22 protein-coding genes are annotated in these 23,430 nt (G+C 59.4%); 10 read left to right on the top strand and 12 right to left on the bottom strand.

Annotated elements, in window-relative coordinates; genetic code table 11:
* Positions 1-174 precede the first annotated feature (174 nt).
* On the bottom strand, positions 175-363 hold the full coding sequence (locus ACA049_RS02835; RefSeq protein ID WP_007947526.1) for a hypothetical protein: 189 nt from the start codon (positions 361-363) through the stop codon (positions 175-177).
* 68 nt (positions 364-431) lie between these two features.
* Complete coding sequence (locus tag ACA049_RS02840) at positions 432-1,019, bottom strand: cytokinin riboside 5'-monophosphate phosphoribohydrolase (protein ID WP_253435602.1); 588 nt, start codon at positions 1,017-1,019, stop codon at positions 432-434.
* A gap of 343 nt (positions 1,020-1,362) precedes the next feature.
* Here ACA049_RS02840 and azu point away from each other — a divergent pair, with 343 nt between their 5' ends.
* Positions 1,363-1,809: an azurin gene (gene azu, locus ACA049_RS02845; protein ID WP_010464166.1), complete on the top strand. Its 447-nt coding sequence runs from the start codon at positions 1,363-1,365 to the stop codon at positions 1,807-1,809.
* Between the two features lie 221 nt (positions 1,810-2,030).
* Here azu and nadE read toward each other — a convergent pair whose 3' ends face one another.
* From nadE to ACA049_RS02860, 3 genes are all read right to left on the bottom strand, one after another.
* Positions 2,031-2,858 (bottom strand): NAD(+) synthase, encoded by an 828-nt coding sequence (nadE, locus tag ACA049_RS02850; protein WP_497332961.1) that lies wholly within the window; start codon positions 2,856-2,858, stop codon positions 2,031-2,033.
* A 4-nt stretch (positions 2,859-2,862) separates the two neighbouring features.
* A complete protein-coding gene (pncB, locus tag ACA049_RS02855) occupies positions 2,863-4,098 on the bottom strand; it encodes a nicotinate phosphoribosyltransferase (protein ID WP_497332963.1) in 1,236 nt (411 codons plus the stop codon).
* Positions 4,099-4,310: 212 nt separating this feature from the next.
* Positions 4,311-5,219: a LysR family transcriptional regulator gene (locus tag ACA049_RS02860; RefSeq protein ID WP_497332965.1), complete on the bottom strand. Its 909-nt coding sequence runs from the start codon at positions 5,217-5,219 to the stop codon at positions 4,311-4,313.
* Positions 5,220-5,394: 175 nt separating this feature from the next.
* Here ACA049_RS02860 and amaB point away from each other — a divergent pair, with 175 nt between their 5' ends.
* The 8 genes from amaB (at position 5,395) to ACA049_RS02900 (ending at position 15,521) form a co-directional block, all read left to right on the top strand.
* Positions 5,395-6,885, top strand: coding sequence for an L-piperidine-6-carboxylate dehydrogenase (gene amaB / locus ACA049_RS02865; protein WP_497332967.1), 1,491 nt, complete (start codon positions 5,395-5,397; stop codon positions 6,883-6,885).
* 130 nt (positions 6,886-7,015) lie between these two features.
* Positions 7,016-8,299: an L-pipecolate oxidase gene (gene amaA / locus ACA049_RS02870; protein ID WP_497332969.1), complete on the top strand. Its 1,284-nt coding sequence runs from the start codon at positions 7,016-7,018 to the stop codon at positions 8,297-8,299.
* A gap of 365 nt (positions 8,300-8,664) precedes the next feature.
* On the top strand, positions 8,665-9,798 hold the full coding sequence (locus ACA049_RS02875) for an ABC transporter substrate-binding protein (protein WP_010464151.1): 1,134 nt from the start codon (positions 8,665-8,667) through the stop codon (positions 9,796-9,798).
* Between the two features lie 172 nt (positions 9,799-9,970).
* A complete protein-coding gene (locus tag ACA049_RS02880; protein WP_253435635.1) occupies positions 9,971-10,885 on the top strand; it encodes an ABC transporter permease subunit in 915 nt (304 codons plus the stop codon).
* Positions 10,886-10,888: 3 nt separating this feature from the next.
* The gene (gene livM, locus ACA049_RS02885; RefSeq protein ID WP_497332972.1) at positions 10,889-12,172 is read left to right on the top strand and encodes a high-affinity branched-chain amino acid ABC transporter permease LivM; all 1,284 of its coding nucleotides are present in this window, start codon (positions 10,889-10,891) and stop codon (positions 12,170-12,172) included.
* Positions 12,169-13,044 (top strand): ABC transporter ATP-binding protein, encoded by an 876-nt coding sequence (locus tag ACA049_RS02890; protein ID WP_109627727.1) that lies wholly within the window; start codon positions 12,169-12,171, stop codon positions 13,042-13,044. The genes livM and ACA049_RS02890 overlap by 4 nt, the downstream gene beginning before the upstream one ends.
* On the top strand, positions 13,041-13,757 hold the full coding sequence (locus ACA049_RS02895) for an ABC transporter ATP-binding protein (protein ID WP_497332974.1): 717 nt from the start codon (positions 13,041-13,043) through the stop codon (positions 13,755-13,757). The genes ACA049_RS02890 and ACA049_RS02895 overlap by 4 nt, the downstream gene beginning before the upstream one ends.
* Positions 13,758-14,753: 996 nt before the next feature.
* On the top strand, positions 14,754-15,521 hold the full coding sequence (locus tag ACA049_RS02900; protein WP_109627729.1) for an SDR family oxidoreductase: 768 nt from the start codon (positions 14,754-14,756) through the stop codon (positions 15,519-15,521).
* 94 nt (positions 15,522-15,615) lie between these two features.
* Here ACA049_RS02900 and ACA049_RS02905 read toward each other — a convergent pair whose 3' ends face one another.
* From ACA049_RS02905 to ACA049_RS02935, 7 genes are all read right to left on the bottom strand, one after another.
* Complete coding sequence (locus ACA049_RS02905; protein ID WP_497332976.1) at positions 15,616-16,743, bottom strand: AGE family epimerase/isomerase; 1,128 nt, start codon at positions 16,741-16,743, stop codon at positions 15,616-15,618.
* A gap of 166 nt (positions 16,744-16,909) precedes the next feature.
* The gene (locus ACA049_RS02910) at positions 16,910-17,482 is read right to left on the bottom strand and encodes a HupE/UreJ family protein (protein ID WP_497332978.1); all 573 of its coding nucleotides are present in this window, start codon (positions 17,480-17,482) and stop codon (positions 16,910-16,912) included.
* A 29-nt stretch (positions 17,483-17,511) separates the two neighbouring features.
* Entirely contained in the window at positions 17,512-18,126 is a 615-nt protein-coding gene (ureG, locus tag ACA049_RS02915) for an urease accessory protein UreG (protein WP_059405780.1), read from the bottom strand.
* Between the two features lie 23 nt (positions 18,127-18,149).
* A complete protein-coding gene (locus ACA049_RS02920) occupies positions 18,150-18,824 on the bottom strand; it encodes an urease accessory protein UreF (protein ID WP_497332980.1) in 675 nt (224 codons plus the stop codon).
* Positions 18,821-19,321: an urease accessory protein UreE gene (ureE, locus tag ACA049_RS02925; RefSeq protein ID WP_497332982.1), complete on the bottom strand. Its 501-nt coding sequence runs from the start codon at positions 19,319-19,321 to the stop codon at positions 18,821-18,823. Before ureE ends, ACA049_RS02920 begins: the two co-directional genes overlap by 4 nt.
* A gap of 270 nt (positions 19,322-19,591) precedes the next feature.
* Positions 19,592-20,224, bottom strand: a complete 633-nt coding sequence (locus tag ACA049_RS02930) for a TetR family transcriptional regulator (RefSeq protein WP_497332984.1) — start codon at positions 20,222-20,224, stop codon at positions 19,592-19,594.
* Between the two features lie 173 nt (positions 20,225-20,397).
* Positions 20,398-20,952 (bottom strand): hypothetical protein, encoded by a 555-nt coding sequence (locus ACA049_RS02935; RefSeq protein ID WP_497332986.1) that lies wholly within the window; start codon positions 20,950-20,952, stop codon positions 20,398-20,400.
* A gap of 386 nt (positions 20,953-21,338) precedes the next feature.
* Here ACA049_RS02935 and ACA049_RS02940 point away from each other — a divergent pair, with 386 nt between their 5' ends.
* Complete coding sequence (locus ACA049_RS02940) at positions 21,339-23,414, top strand: AsmA family protein (RefSeq protein ID WP_497332988.1); 2,076 nt, start codon at positions 21,339-21,341, stop codon at positions 23,412-23,414.
* The last annotated feature ends 16 nt before the right edge of the window (positions 23,415-23,430 follow it).

The following is a 23,430-nucleotide window of genomic DNA, read 5'->3' on the forward strand; positions in this document are numbered from 1 at the left end:
CAGTCACATAGATGTTGGATGTGCCGCCGCTTTCGCGAGCAAGCCCGCTCCCACAAGGGAATGTGCAATTCTTGAGAAGGGGTGTTTCAGATTGGCCTGTGAGGGTCAGCAAGGAACTGCTGACCCTGGACACAGATCCGGTGGGCCTGATCAGATCATCGGGCCCTGAGGGTCTCAGGCGTCGGGCGCCTGATCTTTCGGTGCTTCAGTTTCGTCTGTAGCCACTTCACCTTCGGCATCCGGGTTCAGTGCTGCTGCTTCTTCTTCAGCTGTAGCTTTCTTGCGCTGAAGCTTTTCCTCTTTCTTCTGCTCCTTGGCCAAGTCTCTCTGACGTTTGGCGAAGGAATAATTAGGTTTAGCCATGGGCGATCCTCTGGGGTCGAAGGTGAGGTTGAGCGGCGCATATTCTGCCCTGTATCGGTGCCGAGCCGTTAGCTGGGTTTTTGCTCTGTCCACTTCGGCACTACTGTTGGCTGCCAAGCGTCCAGGGCATCGATCAGGGTTTGCGGCGATTCGCTCACTTGCAGCATGTCACGGTGCGCTTCGCGAACGAAGCCTTCGCCGACGATATGATCAAGAAAACCGGTCAATTTGCTGTAGAAACCGTTCACTTCCAGCAATCCGAGCGGTTTGCCGTGGTAGCCGAGTTGGCCCCAGGTCCAGACTTCGAACAGTTCTTCCAAAGTGCCCAGGCCTCCGGGCAGCGCGATGAAGGCGTCGCTGAGCTCGGCCATCCGCGCCTTGCGCGCATGCATGCCGTCGACCACTTCCAGGCGAGTCAGGCCACTATGGCCGATTTCCTTGTCTTTCAGGCTTTGCGGGATGATCCCGATCACTTCACCACCGGCCGCCAGCGCCGCATCGGCGACGATGCCCATCAGCCCGACGGCGCCGCCGCCGTAAACCAGGGTCAGCTTGCGCTCGGCCAATGCTCGCCCGAGGGCGACAGCCGCTTCACGATAAGCCGGGTTGGTGCCGGTGCTGGCACCGCAAAATACACAAACGGACGCTAAAGACATGCCTTACTCCATGGTCAGGATGGCCACAGAGTAAAGGCAGGCGTGCGCCGCTCCAAGGTCTAAACTTCGCGTTCAGGTGTTTCGTAGCTGCCGCTGGCGCCACAGGCATAAGCGGCGAGCAAACTGCACAAAAAGCTGTTGATGGACATGACAGGCGCTCCAGATGAGGGATGACGCCCTGATGATAGGGCCGGGCCAGACGTCTGGCTGGTAGATTGTTTCGATAGGTGTCATAGCCCGAAAGTTGTATACAATTTTTGATTCAGGTCATAGGAACTTGCGAAGTTTTCAGGCAGTCTTCTGTCCATTCGCACTTTTGTTAACCCTGCCTTGGAGATTCACCATGTTTGCCAAACTTGTTGCGGTATCCCTGCTGACACTGGCCAGCAGCCAACTGATGGCTGCCGAATGCAAGGTCACTGTCGACTCCACCGATCAGATGTCCTTCAACACCAAGGCCATCGAAATCGACAAAAGCTGCAAGACGTTCACCGTTGAATTGACGCACTCCGGCAGCTTGCCGAAAAACGTCATGGGCCATAACTGGGTGCTGAGTAAAGAAGCTGACATGCAGCCGATCGCCACTGCTGGCCTCGCCGCTGGCATCGACAAGAACTACCTGCCGGAAGGTGATGCACGCGTCATCGCCCACACCAAAATCATTGGTGCCAAGGAAACCGACTCGGTGACCTTCGATGTGTCGAAGCTTGATGCCAACGAGAAGTACGGCTTCTTCTGCTCGTTCCCGGGCCACATCTCGATGATGAAAGGTACGGTTACGCTTAAGTAATCGAAGCAAGCTCATAAAAAAAGCGTCCAAGTCGGACGCTTTTTTTATGAGTGGCTTACTCCTGTAGGAGCTGTGTAGGAGCTGTCGAGTGAAACGAGGCTGCGATCTTTTGATCTTGTTCTTTAAAAAATAAAAGTCAAAAGATCGCAGCCTCGTTTCACTCGACAGCTCCTACATGGCTCCTACAAGGCTCCTACATAGCGCCTATAACGGCGTGGCGCTTAGGGGGCGAACGGCATCACGCGCTTGTGATGGGTCTTTTTATACGTATCGCAAATGATCTTGAACGCTTCCTCACGCACCGACTGGCCGTGCAGGAACGCGTCGATCTCGGCATAGGTCACGCCATGGGACGCTTCATCCGGTTTGCCCGGTGACAGGTCTTCGAGGTCGGCCGTCGGGATTTTTTCCACCAGCGATTCCGGCGCGCCGAAACTGCGGGCGATGTCCCGAACCTGGTTTTTCACCAGACCGCTCAACGGGGCCAGGTCGCAAGCGCCATCACCGAACTTGGTGAAGAAACCCATCACTGCTTCCGCCGCGTGGTCGGTACCGATCACCAGCCCCTGTGCCGCGCCCGCGATGGTGTACTGGGCCACCATGCGCATCCGCGCCTTGGTGTTGCCGAGCACGAAATCCACCGAGACCGCGTGCTTGCCTTCAAAGGCCGCCACTTCATTGGCCAGGGATTTCACAGCAGGGCCGATGTTCACGGTGTGGCGTTCGTCCGGGGCGATGAAATCCACCGAGGCCTGGGCGTCGTGTTCATCGAACTGGGTTTCGTACGGCAGGCGCACGGCGATGAACTTGTAGGCCTTGTCACTGGTTTGATCGCGCAGTTCACGCATGGCGCGTTGGGCCAGCAGGCCGGCGGTCAGGGAATCGACGCCGCCGCTGATGCCGAGCACCAGGGTCTTGAGCCCGGAATTGAGCAGGCAATCCTGAATGAAGCTGACCCGCCGGGCGACTTCGGCCTCGAGGGCGGCATGGTCGGCGAACGGCGGTTGAACGTTGAGCTGCTCAGCAATCTCACGCTGTACGGCTTGCATGAATTCACTCCTTGCTAGTGGTGCCAGATGTGCTGGAAGGGGCGGCAGGTACTTTGAACACATGTCGCAAATAGGCGACGAAATTCGGGTCTTTGCAGTGAGTCTTGCCAGGCTCATCGGAAATCTTTGCCACGGGCTGGCCGTTGCAGGCCGCCATTTTAAGCACGATGCTCATCGGTTCGACACCTGGAATATCGCACGTCAGGTTGGTGCCGATACCGAAGCTGACATTAATCCGACCGCGCAACGCTCGGAATATTTCCAGTGCCTTGGGCAGCGTCAGACTGTCGGAGAACGTCAGGGTCTTGCTCATCGGGTCGATACCCAGCTTTTGATAGTGGGCGATCGCCTTTTCTGCCCAGATCACCGGATCCCCTGAGTCATGGCGCAGGCCGTCGAAGAGCTTGGCAAAGAACAGGTCGAAGTCGTTGAGGAAGGCATCCATGGTGATGCAGTCGGTCAGGGCGATCCCCAGCAGGCCCCGATACTCGCGAACCCAGCAATCGAGAGCGGCAATCTGGCTGTCGATCAGTCGTGGACCGAGTTGTTGGTGAGCCATGATCCATTCGTGTGCCATGGTGCCCAAAGGCTTCATGTCCAGTTCCCGTGACAGGTGCACGTTGCTGGTGCCGACGAAACGCCCGGGGAAATCGTGCTTGAGCACGTTCACCACTTCTTCCTGCACCCGATACGAGAAACGACGGCGTGTGCCGAAATCGGCTACCTGCAATTCGGACAGTTCGTCTGCGCTGGCGTTGGCGGTCAGCCAGTCGAATTTGCGGTAGAGCTGCTCGCGGGCCTGTTCCAGAACGATTTCGCGGTAGCGATAGCGGTTGCGCACTTCGCTGACGATGGACAGCAGCGGCACTTCAAACAGGATCACATGCAGCCACGGCCCGCGCAGGCGGATGAACAGTTCGCCGTTTTCAATCCCGGTATGGACGTAGCGCAGGTTGAAGCGGAACAACCCGAGAAAACGCAGGAAGTCCGGCTTCATGAAGCTGATGCGTTCCATGAAGCTCAACTGATCGGCGCTCAGGCTCAACTCGGCCAGGCGTTCGATCTGGAAGCGTATCTCTGCCAGATAGGGGCGCAAGTCCTCACTGTTACGGCAACGAAACTCCCATTCGACTTCCACGTTTGGGTAGTTGTGCAGCACCGCCTGCATCATCGTCAGTTTGTAGAAGTCGGTGTCGAGCAGATTCTGCACGATGCGATCGCCAAACACGCTCTCGCTCATAACGGGGTTCTCCACATTGAATAGCGATAGTGGCGCATATCGGTGATGGGTATTGCCAGCAATTTCTGCGTTGACCGTGACTGTGTAGGAGCTGTGTAGGAGCTGTCGAGTGAAACGAGGCTGCGATCTTTTGATCTTGTTTTTACAAAAATCAAAGTCAAAAGATCGCAGCCTCGTTTCACTCGACAGCTCCTACACAGCTCCTACAGGGGTTATTCGGCGGGCGTAGGGCTGTCGATCTGCTCCAGCATCCACTTCACAAAGTCCCGCACCTTGGGAACTTCCGCCGAGTGCTCGGGATACGCCAGGTAATAGGCATCTGTGCTGGGCATTGCGTGCTGCCAGGGTATGACCAGTTTGCCGTCGGCCAATTCCTCTTCCACCAGAAACCTCGGCAACAGGGCCACACCGCAACCGACCTGGGCGGCGCGGATGCACATGTAAAAGGTTTCGAAGCGCGGGCCGTGGTAGCTGTGTTCAGTGTGGTAGCCCTGACTGTCGAACCAGTCGTGCCAGGCCTGGGGGCGCGAGGCGTTTTGCAGCAGGACGAGGTCGGTGAGCTGCGTAGGGTCGGTGAACGGCGTGTCCGGCAGGCTGCCCGGCGCACACACAGGAACAAGCTCCTCGCCAAACAATTTCAGGCATTCGGTGCCCGGACGGGAGCCTTGGCCGAAGTAGAACGCCAGGTCGCTGCGACCTTGCAGCAAATCGTCGGCTTCCTGCTCGCTGCACAGGTCCAGATGGATCGAAGGATGGCGCAGGCGCCAGCCTTTCAAGCGTGGCACCAGCCAGCGCGCGCCGAAGGTCGGAGGTGTTGAAACCCGCAAGACTTCGGTCTCGCCGCCGTAGGAGCGCAGGTAATGGGTCGACATCTCGACCTGCGTGAGGATTTTTCGGACTTCCACCAGGTACAAATCACCGGCGGGCGTCATTTGCAGGCGTCGGCGCACCCGGCGGAACAGCAGGTGCTGCAGCAACTCTTCGAGTTGCGCGACCTGTTTGCTGACGGCGCTCTGGGTCAGGTTCAGCTCTTCGGCGGCCCGGGTGAAGCTCAAATGCCGGGTCACGGCCTCGAAACACTGCAGCGCGGTGATCGACGGCAAGTAGCGTTTATTCAGCATGGACGGTCCTTTTTCTTGTTTCTTTTACTGCCAGCAATTCAAAGCATGAATAAACGGAATGATATCTCTCTTAAAGGTCGTTTGTTGGGTAACCTCCAGGGAGCTAAAACTACAGGTCTGATCAGCCGTGAATATCCGGCTGCACGTTTTCTGTTTTTTGCTTGAGGAGTGACCCATGGTTGCCGCATTGCTTGATCGTCTTGGTGTGAACCCGGCCCTGTACCAGAACGGCAAAGTGCCGGTGCATTCGCCGATCGATGGCAGCCAGATTGCTGCCGTGAACTGGGAAGGCGCCGCTGAAGTCGAGCAGCACATCAGTCGTGCAGATCATGCGTTCGAATTGTGGCGCAAGGTCCCGGCCCCGCGCCGTGGCGAACTGGTGCGTCAACTGGGCGACATCCTGCGTGAATACAAGGCTGATCTCGGCGAGCTGGTGTCCTGGGAAGCCGGCAAGATCACTCAGGAAGGCCTGGGTGAAGTTCAGGAAATGATCGACATCTGCGACTTCGCCGTCGGCCTGTCCCGTCAGTTGTATGGTTTGACCATCGCCTCCGAGCGTCCTGGCCACCACATGCGCGAAACCTGGCACCCGCTGGGCGTCGTCGGCGTGATCAGCGCCTTCAACTTCCCGGTCGCGGTCTGGGCCTGGAACACCACGCTGGCGCTGGTCTGCGGTAACCCGGTGATCTGGAAACCGTCCGAGAAAACCCCGCTGACCGCACTGGCCTGCCAGGCGCTGTTCGACCGTGTACTGAAAAACTTCAGCGACGCCCCTCCACACCTGAGCCAAGTAATCATCGGCGGCCGCGATGCCGGCGAAGCGCTGGTTGATGATCCGCGTGTCGCGCTGATCAGCGCCACCGGCAGCACCCGCATGGGCCGTGAAGTGGCGCCGAAAATCGCCGCACGTTTCGCCCGCAGCATTCTCGAACTGGGCGGCAACAACGCCATGATCCTCGCGCCAAGCGCCGACCTGGACATGGCCGTTCGCGCCATCCTCTTCAGCGCCGTCGGCACCGCTGGTCAGCGTTGCACCACCCTGCGTCGCCTGATTGCCCATGAGTCGGTGAAGGAAGAAATCGTCACCCGCCTCAAGGCTGCCTACTCCAAGGTTCGCATCGGCAATCCGCTTGAGGGCAACCTGATCGGTCCGCTGATCGACAAACACAGTTTCGACAACATGCAGGACGCGCTGGAACAGGCCTTGAGCGAAGGCGGCCGGGTGTTCGGCGGCAAACGCCAGCTGGAAGATAAATTCCCTAACGCTTACTACGTCTCGCCGGCCATCGTTGAAATGCCGGAGCAGAGCGATGTGGTCTGCAACGAAACCTTCGCGCCGATCCTGTACGTGGTTGGTTACAAGGACTTCGACGAAGCGCTGCGCCTGAACAACTCGGTGCCACAAGGCCTGTCCTCGTGCATCTTCACCACCGACGTGCGTGAAGCCGAGCAGTTCATGTCGGCGGTCGGCAGCGACTGCGGCATCGCCAACGTCAACATCGGCCCGAGCGGCGCGGAAATCGGCGGCGCGTTTGGTGGCGAGAAAGAAACCGGCGGTGGTCGTGAATCGGGCTCCGATGCATGGCGCGGGTACATGCGCCGCCAGACCAACACCGTGAACTATTCGCTGGAGTTGCCGTTGGCTCAGGGCATCACGTTCGACTGATAGGCCCCTTCGCGGGCAAGTCGGATCGCCGCCCGCTCGCTCCTACAGGATCACTCAACACCTGTAGGAGCGAGGCTTGCCCGCGAAGCTTTTGCTTTGTTGTTTGTTAGGTTTCTGTTGGAGTCTGGCAATGCCGTTACGCGAAGAGTGTCTGTGGGAAAAACTGACGCCGCAAAGGCCTGACAACGCGGCGCTCAAGGGCGAAGTGAAGGTTGATGTCTGTGTCATCGGCGCCGGTTTCACTGGTTTGTCGGCGGCGGTGCATCTGCTGGAACAAGGTAAAACGGTGTGCGTACTCGAAGCCCATCGCGCCGGTCACGGCGGTTCGGGGCGTAACGTCGGGCTGGTCAACGCCGGGATGTGGATTCCACCGGACGAGATCGAAGCCGGGTTCGGCGAAGTGGTCGGCAGTCAGCTCAATCGTATGCTGGGTGCGGCGCCGTCCCTGGTGTTCAGCCTGGTCGACAAATACAACATCGATTGCCAGTTACGCCGCGAAGGCACGCTGCACATGGCGCACAACGCTCGTGGCGAAGCTGATCTGCGCAGTCGTGAAGAACAATGGAAACGTCGCGGCGCGCCGGTCGAGCTGCTGACCGGACAAGCCTGCGAGCAAGCGACGGGCACCAAAAAGATCGCCGCCGCGTTGCTCGACAAGCGTGCTGGCACGATCAACCCGATGGCTTACACCACGGGGCTGGCCAAAGCGGCCATCAGCCTCGGCGGTCAGCTGTTCGATCATTCCCCGGTCACCCGGCTCGAACGTCAGGGCCAACGCTGGTCGGTACAAACCGCACAGGGTTCGGTGCTCGCCGAGCAAGTGGTCATCGCCTCCAACGCTTACACCGAAGGCGACTGGACGGAGCTGCGGCGCAATTTCTTCCCCGGCTATTACTATCAAGTCGCTTCGGTCCCGCTGACCGAAGACGCGGCGCAGCAAATCCTGCCCGGCGGCCAGGGTTCCTGGGACACTCGCCAGGTATTGAGCAGTATTCGTCGCGACAAGGACGGTCGTCTGTTGCTCGGCAGCCTCGGCAACGGCAATCAGAAACCGACCTGGTTCCTCAAGGCCTGGGCTGATCGGGTGCAGCAGCACTATTTCCCCTACCTCAAACCTGTGGAGTGGGAATGCACCTGGACCGGTTGCATCGCGTTTACCCCCGATCACTTGATGCGTTTATTCGAACCGGCGCCCGGTTTAGTGGCAGTCACCGGGTATAACGGGCGGGGTGTGACGACGGGAACGGTGGTCGGCAAAGCCTTTGCCGATTATCTGTGTAACGGAAATCCTCAGGCGCTACCGATTCCCTTCGCGCCCATGCAGCCATTGGCGGGGGTGGGCTTGCGCAGCTGTCTGTACGAAGCTGGTTTCTCGCTGTATCACGCAGGCCAGTGCTTGCGGATCGTTATTTGATTGTTGAAATTTGTTGCTGGAAGCGGCGCTTTTTCGCGCAGCGACTAGCCTGTAAAAGGTGCGGGTTGTAGCAGTACCGCACCAGCAGTGTGCACTTCGGTGACGCACGTTGTTACAGGCTGGTTGCACGTCGTTTGGCGCCGCGGTTGCAATGATGGCGCGTGCGGGTTGCGCCTTTAAAAATAAATGGTTTCACCTTCCGCGGTTTAGACGGTTGCACGCCCAATGAAAATGGGATCGAAACAGTCGAAATAACAATAAAGCAGCGACTTTTCTCAGAATAAAAAACCGATGGCACGGCCCTTGCTCTGAGCATTCAGAGAAGTCGCAGTGCCAACTAAAAAAAAACCTTGGAGCACCACCTCATGTCCCAGACGTTTTACAAGAAAGGCTTTCTGGCCCTCGCAGTGGCAACTGCGTTGGGTGTTTCTGCGTTTGCACAGGCTGATGTGAAAATCGGTGTGGCGGGTCCGATGACAGGTGCCAACGCGGCATTTGGCGAGCAGTACATGAAGGGTGCACAGGCTGCAGCCGACGCGGTCAACGCGGCGGGCGGCGTCAACGGGGAAAAAATCGTACTGGTGAAGGGCGATGACGCCTGCGAACCGAAACAGGCTGTGACGGTCGCCAAGGACCTGACCAACCAGAAAGTCGCCGGCGTGGTCGGTCACTTCTGCTCCTCGTCGACCATCCCGGCCTCCGAGATCTACGACGAAGCGGGCATCATTGCAATCACCCCAGGTTCCACCAACCCGGCAGTGACCGAACGCGGCCTGAGCGCCATGTTCCGTATGTGCGGGCGTGACGACCAGCAAGGCATCGTGGCCGGTGACTACATCGTCGACGTGCTCAAGGGCAAGAAAGTCGTCGTCCTGCACGACAAGGACACCTACGGTCAGGGTCTGGCGGACGCTACCAAGGCCCAGCTGGAAAAACGCGGCGTGAAACCAGTGCTGTATGAAGGCCTGACCCGTGGCGAGAAAGACTTCAGCACCATCGTCACCAAAATTCGCGGCGCTGGCGCCGACGTCGTCTACTTCGGCGGCCTGCACCCGGAAGCCGGTCCTCTGGTTCGTCAACTGCGTGAGCAAGGTCTGAAAGACGTCAAGTTCATGTCCGATGACGGCATCGTGACCGACGAACTGGTGACCACCGCTGGCGGCCCGCAATTCGTTGACGGCGTGCTGATGACCTTCGGCGCCGACCCACGCCTGCTGCCAGACAGCAAAACCGTGGTGGACGAGTTCCGCAAAAAAGGCACCGAGCCTGAAGGCTACACCCTGTACGCCTACGCTTCGGTTCAGACCCTGGCTGCTGCTTTCAACGGCGCCAAGTCCAACAGTGGCGAGAAAGCCGCCGAGTGGCTGAAGAAAAACCCGGTCAAAACCGTGATGGGCGAGAAGACCTGGGACGCCAAGGGCGACCTGAAAGTCTCCGACTACGTGGTTTACGAGTGGGACAAGGATGGCAAATACCACCAACTGGAAAAGCAGAAGTGATATGAACTGCTGATTTGCCCGGTGCCTTGTGCGCCGGGCAATCAAACAACATGTCCGTGCAGTACCTGTCTTTTCTCGTAGAGCTGCACACAACCGAGTGGCTTCGGCGGCTGAACCCCGGTCCGTTGCACCCCGGCTTCTGTGCAGTCTCTCAAATGCGTGAGATTGCGTTATGGATGGTATTTTCCTGCAGCAACTGGTCAACGGCCTGACCCTCGGGTCGGTCTATGGCCTGATCGCCATCGGCTACACAATGGTCTATGGCATCATCGGCATGATCAACTTCGCCCACGGCGAGGTTTACATGATTTCCGCTTACCTCGCGGCAATCAGTCTGGCTCTGCTGGCATACTTCGGTATTGAATCCTTCCCGCTACTGATGCTTGGCACCCTGATCTTCACCATCGTGGTTACGGCGGTGTATGGCTGGGTCATCGAGCGCGTCGCCTACAAGCCACTGCGCAACTCCACCCGACTGGCACCGCTGATCAGCGCCATCGGGATTTCGCTGATCCTGCAGAACTATGCCCAGATCGCCCAAGGCGCGAAGCAACAAGGTGTTCCGACCTTGCTGACGGGAGCCTGGCGCGTCGAAATCGGCACCGGTTTCGTGCAGTTGACCTACACCAAGGTGTTTATCCTGATTGCCGCATTCGCCGGCATGGCCTTGCTGACCTACGTCATCAAGTACACCAAGCTCGGCCGCATGTGCCGCGCTACCCAGCAAGATCGCAAGATGGCCTCGATCCTGGGGATCAACACCGACCGCGTGATTTCCTACGTATTCATCATCGGTGCAGCCATGGCGGCCCTGGCCGGCGTGCTGATCACCATGAACTACGGCACATTCGACTTCTATGCCGGCTTCATCATCGGTATCAAGGCGTTCACCGCCGCGGTACTCGGCGGCATCGGTTCGCTGCCTGGCGCGATGCTCGGCGGGATCATCCTCGGGATCTCCGAGTCGCTGTTCTCGGGTCTGGTGAACTCGGACTACAAAGACGTTTTCAGCTTCTCGCTGCTCGTTCTCGTTCTGGTCTTTCGGCCCCAAGGCCTGCTCGGCCGTCCTCTTGTGTCGAAGGTGTAAGCGATGTCCTCAACCACTAAAAAAACCATTGATCTCAAAAGAAGCCTGGTTGACGCGATTCTTGCCGGCCTTGTCGCCCTGATTGTGTTCGGCCCGATTGTCGGCGTGGTCCTCGACGGCTACGGCTTCAATCTGGAAACGACCCGGGTGGCGTGGATTGTCGCTATCGTCATGGCTGGCCGGTTTGCCCTGAGCCTGTTCCTGCAAACGCCCAAGGGCCTGAAGATTCTTGAAGGCTTTGAAAGCACCGGCTCCGGGGTTCATGTACTGCCGCCTGATTACAAATCACGCTTGCGCTGGATCATCCCGCTGTTGATCCTCGTTGCCGTGGTGTTCCCGTTTTTCTCCAACTCCTACCTGCTGGGCGTGGTCATCCTCGGGCTGATCTACGTATTGCTCGGGCTGGGCCTGAACATCGTGGTCGGCCTCGCCGGTCTGCTCGACCTGGGTTACGTGGCGTTCTACGCCATCGGTGCCTACGGCCTGGCGCTGGGTTATCAATACCTCGGGCTGGGTTTCTGGACGGTGCTGCCGCTGGCGGCCATCACCGCGGGCCTGGCAGGTTGCATCCTCGGGTTCCCGGTGTTGCGGCTGCACGGTGACTACTTGGCGATCGTGACGTTGGGTTTCGGCGAAATCATTCGTTTGATCCTCAACAACTGGCTGTCCCTGACCGGCGGCCCGAATGGCATGGCGGCTCCGTTGCCGACGTTCTTCGGCCTCGAGTTCGGCAAGCGTGCGAAGGAGGGCGGTGTCCCGTTCCATGAGTTCTTCGGCATCGCCTATAACCCGGACGTGAAGTATTACTTCATCTACGCGGTGTTGTTCCTGGTGGTGCTGGCCGTGCTGTACATCAAGCACCGCTTGACTCGCATGCCGGTCGGTCGCGCCTGGGAAGCCTTGCGCGAAGACGAAATCGCCTGCCGCTCGATGGGCCTGAACCACGTACTGGTCAAGCTCTCGGCGTTCACCATCGGTGCCTCGACGGCAGGCCTGGCCGGGGTGTTCTTTGCCACCTATCAAGGTTTCGTCAACCCGACCTCGTTTACCTTCTTCGAATCGGCCCTGATCCTCGCCATCGTGGTACTCGGCGGCATGGGTTCGACCATCGGCGTGGTGATTGCAGCCTTCGTGCTGACCGTTGCCCCGGAACTGCTGCGTGGCTTTGCGGAATATCGCGTGCTGCTGTTCGGCGTGTTGATGGTGTTGATGATGATCTGGCGACCGCGCGGCCTGATTCGGATCAGCCGTACCGGTGTGACCCCGCGTAAAGGAGTAGCGCCATGAGCGAAGTCGTACTCTCGGTCGAGAAGCTGATGATGCACTTCGGCGGCATCAAGGCGTTGAGCGATGTCAGCCTCAAGGTGCATCGCAACTCGATCTTCGCCCTGATCGGTCCCAACGGCGCCGGCAAGACCACCGTGTTCAACTGCCTGACCGGTTTCTACAAGGCCTCCGGCGGCAAGATCGAACTCAATACCCGCGGCGAGCGTACCGATGTCATTCAGTTGCTGGGTGAATCGTTCAAAGCCACGGATTTCGTTTCGCCGAAAAGCTTCATCACCCGGATGCGCTACAAGATGTTCGGCGGCACCCACCTGGTGAACCGTGCCGGGCTGGCGCGCACGTTCCAGAACATTCGCCTGTTCAAGGAAATGTCGGTGCTGGAAAACCTGCTGGTGGCCCAGCACATGTGGGTCAACCGCAACATGTTGGCCGGCATCCTCAACACCAAGGGCTACCGCAAGGCCGAAAGCGATGCGCTGGACCACGCCTTCTACTGGCTGGAAGTCGTCGACCTGGTCGACTGCGCCAACCGTCTGGCCGGTGAACTGTCCTACGGCCAACAGCGCCGTCTGGAAATCGCCCGGGCCATGTGCACCCGGCCGCAGATCATCTGCCTCGACGAACCGGCTGCCGGCCTCAACCCTCAGGAAACCGAAGCGCTGAGCGCGATGATCCGTCTGCTGCGCGACGAGCACGATCTGACCGTGGTGCTGATCGAACACGACATGGGCATGGTAATGAGCATTTCCGACCACATCGTGGTGCTGGACCACGGCATCGTCATCGCCGAGGGCGGACCTGAAGCGATTCGCAACGACCCGAAAGTGATTGCGGCCTACCTGGGCGCTGATGAAGAGGAAGTGGTGCTATGAGCCAACCCATCCTCGAACTCAAGGATCTGGATGTGTTTTACGGGCCGATCCAGGCCCTGAAGAAAGTCTCGCTGCACATCAACGAAGGTGAAACCGTCAGCCTGATCGGTTCCAACGGCGCCGGTAAATCGACCCTGCTGATGTCGATCTTCGGCCAACCGCGAGCGGCTGACGGGCAGATCATCTATCAGGGCGTGGACATTACCCACAAGTCGTCGCACTACATCGCGTCCAACGGCATCGCTCAATCGCCTGAAGGCCGGCGGGTGTTCCCCGACATGACCGTCGAGGAAAACCTGCTGATGGGCACCATCCCGATCGGCGACAAGTACGCCTCCGAGGACATGCAGCGCATGTTCGAGCTGTTTCCGCGGCTCAAGGAACGCCGTAACCAGCGGGCCATGACCATGTCCGGCGGTGAGCAACAGATGCTCGCCATCGCCCGTGCGTTGATGAGCCGGCCCAAGCTGTTGTTGCTCGATGAACCGAGCCTTGGCCTGGCGCCGATCGTGGTGAAACAGATCTTCGCGACCCTGCGGGAACTGGCGAGTACCGGCATGACTATCTTCCTGGTCGAGCAGAACGCCAACCACGCGTTGAAACTGTCGGACCGGGCGTACGTGATGGTCAACGGCGAGATCCGCATCACCGGCACTGGCAAGGAGCTGCTGGTGAACGAGGAGGTGCGTAACGCTTATCTCGGCGGGCACTAAACCGTAACACCCACAAAAAACGCCCTGAGGAAACTCAGGGCGTTTTTTTTGCCTGCTTGAAGGGGGCTGTGTAGGAGCTGTCGAGTGAAACGAGGCTGCGATCTTTTGATCTTGATCTTAAAAAATCAAAGTCAAAAGATCGCAGCCTCGTTTCACTCGACAGCTCCTACAAGGGTTATCAGATCGGTGTCAAATGGGCGGAATGGAAATTGTGGAAAACAATATTCACAAGCTCTCAAAGCGCGACATAAAGCCGCTGCAAATAGTTGTTTTGTCACGGTTTTGACTTGTCCCCGTTTGCTGTGGAGCTGGCTGTGAATAACGTGGGAGTAGCTGTCTGAGAGCCTTTGAATCCGTGGCTTTCAGCGAGGTGGTTGTTTTTTGATCAGTCGTTTTTGCTCGACCCGGAGCAGGCTTTGTCAACCTTTTTATTGGTGACCAACGTGACCGGAAATGTGAAGGGTCAGCCTGTGGATAAGTCTGTGGTTAAACTCTGGAAAGACTCGGCTGAGGGCCGTAGTTACTGGCTTGGCGCCATCGTCGGTTTGATCGGTGCATCGTGCAAAATGCCATGGGCTACACCGCTGACACCCGAGGGTCAAGCGAAAAACTTTGTAATCTGCCCGCAAAGCCTTGTGGATAGCGGCTCCCAGCTTTTGCACTTGCCCCCGGAAATTGTGGACCTGCCTGTGGATAACGTGCGCGTACATGGCTACAAGCCACGTAGAACAAGGCGTAGGCAGGGTTGATTACTTTTCATACAAAAAAACAATACTTGTAGGAGCTGTCGAGTGAAACGAGGCTGCGATCTTTTGATCTTGTTCTTTAAAAAATCAAAGTCAAAAGATCGCAGCCTCGTTTCACTCGACAGCTCCTACGCAGCTCCTACACAGCTTCTGCACGGTGGAATGGTTGCCCGTGGGGGCGAGGCCGGGCATGCTGCCAGCTGATTTTCTATTCCAATGGCTGACCGTCAGCCGAAGCAAGGAGAACACGATGTCCAACACCCTGTTTATTACCGGCGCGACCTCCGGTTTTGGTGAAGCCTGTGCCCGTCGTTTTGCCGATGCCGGCTGGAAACTGGTGCTGACTGGCCGTCGTGAAGAGCGCCTCAACGCCCTGTGCGCCGAGTTGTCGAAGCAGACCGAGGTCCATGGCCTGGTGCTCGACGTGCGTGATCGCAAGGCCATGGAGGAGGCGATCGCCAACCTGCCGCCGTCCTTTGCCAAGCTGCGCGGACTGATCAACAACGCCGGCCTGGCACTGGGCGCTGACCCGGCGCCGAAGTGCGATCTTGACGATTGGGACACCATGGTCGACACCAACATCAAAGGCCTGATGTACGCCACTCGCCTGCTGTTGCCACGCCTGATCGCCCACGGTCGCGGTGCCGGTATCGTCAACCTCGGCTCTGTCGCCGGCAATTATCCGTACCCGGGCAGCCATGTTTATGGTGGGACCAAGGCATTCGTTGGACAGTTCTCGCTGAACCTGCGTTGCGACTTGCAAGGCACTGGTGTGCGCGTCAGCAATATTGAGCCGGGCCTATGCGAGAGCGAGTTTTCGCTGGTGCGTTTCGCCGGTGACCAGGAGCGTTACAACGCGACTTACGCCGGTGCGGAGCCGATCCAGCCGCAGGATATCGCCGAGACCATTTTCTGGGTGCTCAATGCGCCGGCGCACATCAACATCAACAGCCTGGAACTGATGCCAGTGAGCCAGACGTGGGCCGGGTTTGCGATTGAGCGTAATAACAAGGCTTAAGACCGCGTAACGGCCATCGCGGGCCGGCCTCGCTCCTACGGGTTCAGCGCAATCCCTGTAGGAGCGAGGCTTGCCCGCGAAGGCGGTCGATCAGTCAGCGAAGATAATCGACCAACCCGCTGTAGCAAGTCGCCAAGTGATAAGGCGTCGTCGAAGGCATGTCCTTGCGGCTGACCTCGCCCTGCTCATCACGACACTCATACCAGCCGCCCACATGCAGAAAGCGCTGCTGCAACGCCTGCAACTGGCGTTGCACCGAGGCCTCGCTGTCCGGACGCAAGGTCAGGGCACGCAAATATTCAGCCTGGGCCCAAATGCGTTGGGTGGCGTCCTTCGCCGAGCCGTTCAGATCGAGCATCGCCGCCACTGCACCGGTTTGCGGATCGATGCCCAGTTGCTCGGTCAGCACAAACGCGCGCTCCAGCGAAGCATGCAGTGTTGATCCGCGCAGCAAGGACGAAGACTCCAGCAGGAAATACCACTCAAACTGGTGCCCCGGTTCAAACCAGTTATCCACAGCACCCAACGGTTTTTCCATCAACACGCTGTGTTGCGGGTCGATGAAGCGCTTCTGCATGGCTGTGCATAACTCGACCAGCGCCCGTTGCACGGCGATGTCTTCGCGCACCGACAAGGTGGCAAGGAACGCTTCGGCCAGGTGCATCAGGGGGTTTTGCAGGGGGCCGGAGCTGAGCGAGGACCAGTCACGGTCGAGGCTGGCTTCGTACAGGCCGTCGCCCGTGGCGAACCGCTGCGCCAGCACTTCCAGCGTCGCGTTGAGCACCGACTCCACCAGCGGCTCGCGAACCTTGCCCCAGTAATGGGCGCACGCGAACAGGATGAAGGCGTGGGTGTAGAGGTCTTTGCGCTGGTCCAACGGCGCACCTTGCGGGTCGATGCTGTAGAACCAGCCACCGTGTTCGGCGTCGTGGAAATGCTGTTGCAAGGAACGGAACAGCGCTGCAGCGCGCTCCTCGGCGGCCGGCACCTGGCCGATCAGGCTGGAAAAAAGATACAGCTGGCGCGCGCAGGCCATCGCCCGATAGCGCTGGGGTGGCAGTGGCTGATGCCCGGCGTCCAGCGCTTCGTACGGCAACGCCATGTCGGCATTCCAGCCGGGGCCTTGCCAGAGTGGCACGATCACGTCCTGGAAATGCTGTTGCACCGAGGCGAACAGGGCGGTCAATTCAGGCTGGGAGGCGGAGCGGGAAACAGGCGGCATTGGCTGGCGTCGTCACGGCAGGGTTGATTGCGCGACATGTTAGCAGGCCTGAGAGATGCGGTGTCTGTCAGGCCGCCATCGCGAGCAAGCCCGCTCCCACAGAGGGACAGGTGACCCTGTAGGAGCGAGGCTTGCCCGCGAAGAGGCCATCACAGACAAAAAAGAATCAGCCCGCCAACAACCAGACCCCGGTCGCCGCCGACGCCGCCCCAGCCAATCGAACCAACGGCGCCGCCGCTTGCGGCAACACGCGCACCACGCCATAACCCGCGGCATGCAACGCCGCCGTCGCCGCCACAAAACCTGCGGCATACGCCCAAGGGCTCGACATGTCCGGCAACTCCAGCCCATGCGCCACCCCATGGAACAGCGCAAACAACGCCGTCGCACCGACCGCCACGCTCAACGGCGGACGCACCGCCAGCGCAACCGCCAGGCCCAGCGCCAGCACCGACGCCGCAATCCCGCTTTCCAGCGCCGGCAGGTTAAGCCCTTCAAACCCCAACAGGCCGCCAATCAGCATGGTGCCAACGAATGTGCATGGCAGCGCCCCGCGCGCGGCGCCTTTTTGCTGCGCTGCCCACAAACCCACCGCCAGCATCGCCAGCAAATGGTCCAGGCCGCCAATTGGATGGCTGATGCCGGCGAGCAATCCGTTGTCGCCATGACCCGGGTGGGCGAAGGCGATGGCTGGGGTCAGCAGCAGGGCCACAGCGCCCAGGATGCGTTTCAGTGTCATGGATAAGCTTCCTTGTTGATAAGTCTTGATCAGGCTGCGGTCAGCAGGCCTTGGCGTTCGATGAAGGCGATGATTTCTTCCAGGCCCAGACCGGTTTTCTGGTTGCTGAAGACAAACGGTTTGCCGTTGCGCATGCGTTGGGTGTCGCTGTCCATCATCTCCAGCGACGCGCCCACCAGCGGCGCGAGGTCGACCTTGTTGATCACCAGCAAGTCGGATTTGCAGATGCCGGGGCCGCCCTTGCGCGGCAGTTTGTCGCCGGCCGAGACGTCGATCACATAAATGGTCAGGTCGGACAGTTCCGGGCTGAAGGTCGCCGAGAGGTTATCGCCGCCGGACTCCACCAGAATCAGATCCAGGCCCGGGAAGCGGCGGTTCAGTTGATCCACCGCTTCGAGGTTGATCGAGGCGTCTTCACGGATCGCCGTGTGCGGGCAGCCGCCGGTTTCCACGCCGATGATGCGCTCCGGCGCCAAGGCTTCGTTGCGCACCAGGAAATCGGCGTCTTCGCGGGTGTAGATGTCGTTGGTGACGACGGCCAGGTTGTAGCGGTCGCGCAGCGCCAGGCAAAGCGCCAGCGTCAGGGCGGTTTTGCCGGAGCCGACCGGGCCGCCGATGCCGACGCGCAGGGGTTGTGTGTTCATGTGGTTCTCCAAATTGAAAGGCCCTAGGAACGGAACAGACGGCTGTACTGGCGCTCATGGGCCATGCACGCCAGGGACAGGCCGAACGCGGCGCTGCCGTAGTGTTCGGGGTTGATTCGGGTGGCGTCTTGCTGGGCTTGTTGCAGCAGCGGCAGCAGTTCGCTGGTCAGGCGTTGCGCAGCTTGCTGGCCGAGCGGCAGGGTTTTCATCAGCACCGCCAACTGGTTTTCCAGCCAGCTCCAGAGCCAGGCCGCCAGCGCGTCTTGCGGGCTGATCTGCCAGGCGCGAGCCGCCAGCGCCCAGCCAAGGGCCAGGTGCGGTTCCGGGCGCTGCTCTAGAAAAGCGCGGGCTGGCGCATCGAGTTCCGGCAAGCCGTTGAGCAGTTGTTGCAACGAATAGCCCATCTGCCGGCTCTCCTGATGCAGCTCGCGGGTTTCCCGGCTGGCGCGGTGTTCTTCGCAGCGTTGCAGCAACTCGGCCCAGTTTTCCTCTGCAGCAGCCACGCAATGGGCGAGCAGCAGCGGCGCTTCGAAACGTGCGAGATTCAGGATTAGCTGGTCGCTGATCCAGCGTCGCGCGCTGTCTGCATCGTTCACCCGGCCGTTATCCACAGCCATTTCCAGGCCTTGCGAATAGCTGTAGCCGCCAATCGGCAGTTGTGGGCTGGCCAGGCGCAGCAGCGCCCAGGCCGTGTTCATAACCGGACGCCGAACTGGTGCAGTTTCGGCGGGTAGTTGAAGTCCTCGTCGCCGTGGCGGGAATGGTGATGGCCGCCGCCATAGGCGCCGTGTTCCGGCTGGAACGGCGCCTCGATGTTTTCGACCTCGGCTTCCAGCTGTTCGAGCATGGCCTTAAGCACGTAATCGTCGAGCAACCGCAGCCAGCCGTCGCCGACTTGCAGGGCGACATGGCGATTACCCAGGTGATAGGCGGCGCGGGTCAGTTCGAATGCATTGGCGCAGGTGACGTGCAGCAGTTGTTCGGGGCGGGCGCAGACACGGACGATGCGCCCGTCTTCGGCTTGCAGGCATTCGCCGTCATACAGCGGCGGCTGACCGCGCTCCAAAAACAAACCGACGTCCTCGCCATCGGCACTGAAACAGCGCAAACGGCTTTTGCTCCGGGCTTCGAAGTTCAGGTGCAACTCGGCGGCCCAGACGGGTTGAGGGTCGATTCTGCGATGAATCACCAGCATCGGGAGGCTTCCAGCAATGGACAATGCTCAGGCTAGAGCAAGGGGCTTGCCAATCGGGCGATACGTAGGAAATACCTGTCGGAGCGTAGTGGGTGTTTCAGGATGTTGCAGGATTTTGAACTGGAATGGTGCGGGGATTTTTCGGTAGCACCAAATTGATGCTTTGCATGCTTTTTGTGGGAGCGGGCTTGCTCGCGAAGGCGGTGTGTCAGAAAGCACATGTATTGACTGACACACCGCTTTCGCGAGCAAGCCCGCTCCCACAGGGGGTTATTCGGTGCTGCCGAGGCCTTGCCAGTGCTTGAGACCGATGAAGATAAAGCGCAGTTGTTGAGTGATTTTTGCCTGTGGCGTCAGGTGCTCGGGCAGAGCCGCGGCCGGCGGATCGATAATGTCCGGCAAGGTCGCAAACACGCTTTTGACGATCAGGTCAGCCATGACGCTCAAACCGGCGATGTCCAGATGCTGCAGCTTCGGCATCAGGGACAGGTCGGCGGCGAGGTCCGAGCTGATGTCTTCGCGTAAACGCCCAATGGCCTGCCGCACCGGTAGCGATCCGCCGTATTGCTCGCGAGCCAGAAACAGAAACTGAGAGCGATTGGCCGAGACTACGTCGAGAAAGATCCGTACCGAAGCGTCGATGATGCCGCCCATGACGAACTCGTTATGGCGCACCAGGCGAATGGTTTCACGAAAGGTCTGGCCGACTTCACTCACCAGCACCAGGCCCAGTTCATCCATATCGGCAAAATGCCGGTAGAAACCGGTGGGCACGATGCCGGCGGTTTTCGCGACTTCGCGCAGGCTCAGGCTGCCGAATCCTCGGCCGCATTCCATCAGGTGACGGGCAGCGTCCATCAGGGCGTTGCGGGTTTGTTGTTTCTGTTCGGCGCGGGGCAGCATCGCAAGAGTGTTTTCTGGACAGGGACAGCGGCGCACTCTAGCAAATCGGCTTCGCTGGCGTCGAACGACTATCGGGGGATCATGCGGGGGATGTGCGGGTTTTAAAGGGTGGAACCCTATAAAGTCAAAAGCCCAATCGGTTGATTGGGCTTTTTTTCAGGGCCGCCATGGGCTCAGCTCAAAGCGCTGTTGCGTTCGATTACACGGTCACCACCACCTTCGGCCAGGGTTTGACCTTGTGGAGTGCGGTCGGAACCGTCAGCAGCCAGGGTTTGACCTTGTGGAGTGCGGTCGGAACCGTCAGCAGCGAGGGTTTGGCCTTGTGGGGTGCGATCGGAACCGTCAGCGGCCAGGGTTTGACCTTGTGGGGTGCGATCGGAACCGTCAGCAGCCAGGGTTTGACCTTGTGGAGTGCGATCGGAACCATCAGCAGCCAGGGTTTGGCCTTGTGGGGTGCGATCGGAACCATCAGCGGCAAGGGTTTGGCCTTGTGGAGTACGGTCCGAGCCATCCTGAGTGATCAGGCCTTTTTCTTTCAGGCGATCGTTACCGCCTTCAGCCAGGGTCTGGCCTTGTGGAGTGCGGTCGGAACCATCGGCAGCGACGGTTTGGCTGAACACCGAGTAGCTTGTTTTGACTTGTGGAGTGGCTTGGTCTGCAGCTGGCAGGGCAAAAGCGGTGCTGGCCAGCAGTGAAAGGGAAAGGCTAAGCAGTAATTGGCGTTTCATGATGGGTTGCTCCTTGGGAGGGCGATAAAGTGGGTACGAGGGCAATGCTACTCTCGATAAGTCGATATAAAAGTTCATAAACGCAATGGTAATAATCAACGGAATTGATTGTTCGGCCGAAGCGCTCTAGAACGGGCGTCTCCGGCGAACGTTTTTGCCCTGCGGTGGGTATTTTCGACCCACTCGTGCCGCACAAAAGTGCGGGGCCGGTAACGCCGGATTCGGGGCGAGTCTGTCCCCGGCCGATTATTTGAGGATTAATCGGCGTTTCGGTTAAACCTGCGGGCGGTTTTTCAGTCGTAGATTCCATGGCAGGCCGGTTCTGGCCTAACGTTTCACACGTGCGTCGCAGTCAGGGCGCTCAGTCGTATCAGGAGCTCTGTGCAATGACGCGCACTCGTAAAATTGTTACCTGGACCTTCGCCAGCCTGATTGTCCTGCTGGCGGTATTGGTTCTGATCATCGTGTTCTTCGATTGGAACCGGATCAAACCGCCCCTTAATGCCAAAGTCTCCGAAGAGCTGCACCGCCCGTTCGCCATCAATGGCAACCTCGCGGTGGTCTGGCAGCGCGAGCTCGACGAAGGTGGTTGGCGGGCCTGGGTGCCGTGGCCGCACGTGGTGGCCGAAGACCTGACCCTGGGCAACCCGGACTGGTCGAAGAAGCCGCAGATGGTCACCCTCAAACGCGTCGAACTGCGCATTTCGCCTTTGGCTCTGCTGGCGCAGCGGGTGGTGATTCCGCGCATTGACCTGACCGAACCGAATGCCGACCTGCAGCGCCTGGCCGATGGCCGCGCCAACTGGACGTTCAAATTCGACCCCAAAGACCCGAACGCCGAACCTTCAAACTGGGTGGTGGACATCGGTGCCATCGGCTTCGACAAGGGTCACGTCACCCTCGACGACCAGAACCTCAAGACGCAGCTCGATGTATTGATCGATCCGCTGGGCAAACCCATTCCGTTCAGCGATATCGTTGGCGACAAAGCCGCGAAAACCGCTCAGGAGAAAGGCGCAGCCCCGCAGGATTACGCGTTCGCGCTGAAGGTCAAAGGCCAATACCACGATCAGAAACTCGCGGGCGAAGGCAAGATCGGCGGGTTGCTGGCGTTGCAGGACGCGGCCAGGCCGTTCCCGCTCCAGGCACAAGTGAAGATCGCCGACACCAGCGTCGAACTGGCCGGCACGCTGACCGACCCGCTGAACCTCGGCGCCCTGGACTTACGCTTGAAACTCGCGGGCGCCAGCCTGGGCAATCTCTACCCGCTGACCGGTGTGACGCTTCCGGATACGCCGCCGTACGCGACCGACGGGCACCTGATCGCCAAACTGCATGAGCCCGGTGGCGCGGTGTTCCGCTATGAAGAGTTCAACGGCAAGATCGGTGAGAGCGACATCCATGGCAGCCTGGCTTATGTCGCCAGCCAGCCACGGCCGAAACTCAGTGGGGCGCTGGTTTCCAATCAATTGTTGTTTGCCGACCTGGCGCCGTTGATCGGCGCCGATTCCAACGCCAAGCAAAAGGCCCGTGGTGGCGAAAGCAAGCAGCCGACGGACAAGGTGTTGCCGGTCGAGGAGTTCAAGACCGAGCGCTGGCGCGACATGGACGCCGATGTCGAATTCACCGGCAAGCGCATCGTCCACAGCGAAAAACTGCCGTTCAAGGACCTCTACACGCACCTGGTGCTGACCGACGGTGTTCTAAGTCTCGAACCTCTGCGTTTCGGCGTGGCAGGCGGCACCCTGGATGCACAGATTCGCCTCAATGGTCGTACCGAACCGTTGGAAGGCCGGGCCAAACTGACAGCGCGCAAGTTCAAGCTCAAACAGTTGTTCCCGACCTTTGAACCGATGAAAACCAGTTTCGGCGAGCTCAATGGCGATGCCGACATCACCGGCCGCGGCAACTCGGTGGCCAAGTTGTTGGGCGGCGCCAATGGCAATCTGAAAATGCTGATAAACGATGGCGCCATCAGCCGCGAGCTGATGGAACTGGCCGGGCTCAACGTCGGCAACTATGTGGTGGGCAAGATCTTTGGTGACAAGGAAGTGAAGATCAATTGCGCAGCGGCCGATTTCGACATCAAGACCGGGTTGGCCACTACGCGATTGTTTGTCTTCGATACCGAGAACGCGATCATTTATATCGATGGCACGGCAAACATGGCGACGGAGCAACTGGACCTGACCATCACTCCGGAATCCAAAGGCTGGCGGTTGATTTCGTTGCGTTCGCCATTATATGTGCGGGGCAAGTTCATCAAGCCGGATGCGGGTGTGAAGGCAGTGCCGCTGATTCTGCGTGGCGCGGGGATGGTGGCGCTGGGCGTGATTGCCGCGCCGGCAGCAGGGTTGCTGGCATTGGTGGCGCCGAGTGGGGGTGAACCGAATCAGTGTGCGCCGTTGCTGGAGCAGATGAAGGCGGGCAAGGCGCCGGTGACCGTCAAGCCCACAAAATAATCGGGGGTGTTAGTGA

The organism is Pseudomonas sp. LBUM1662 (assembly GCF_059695915.1).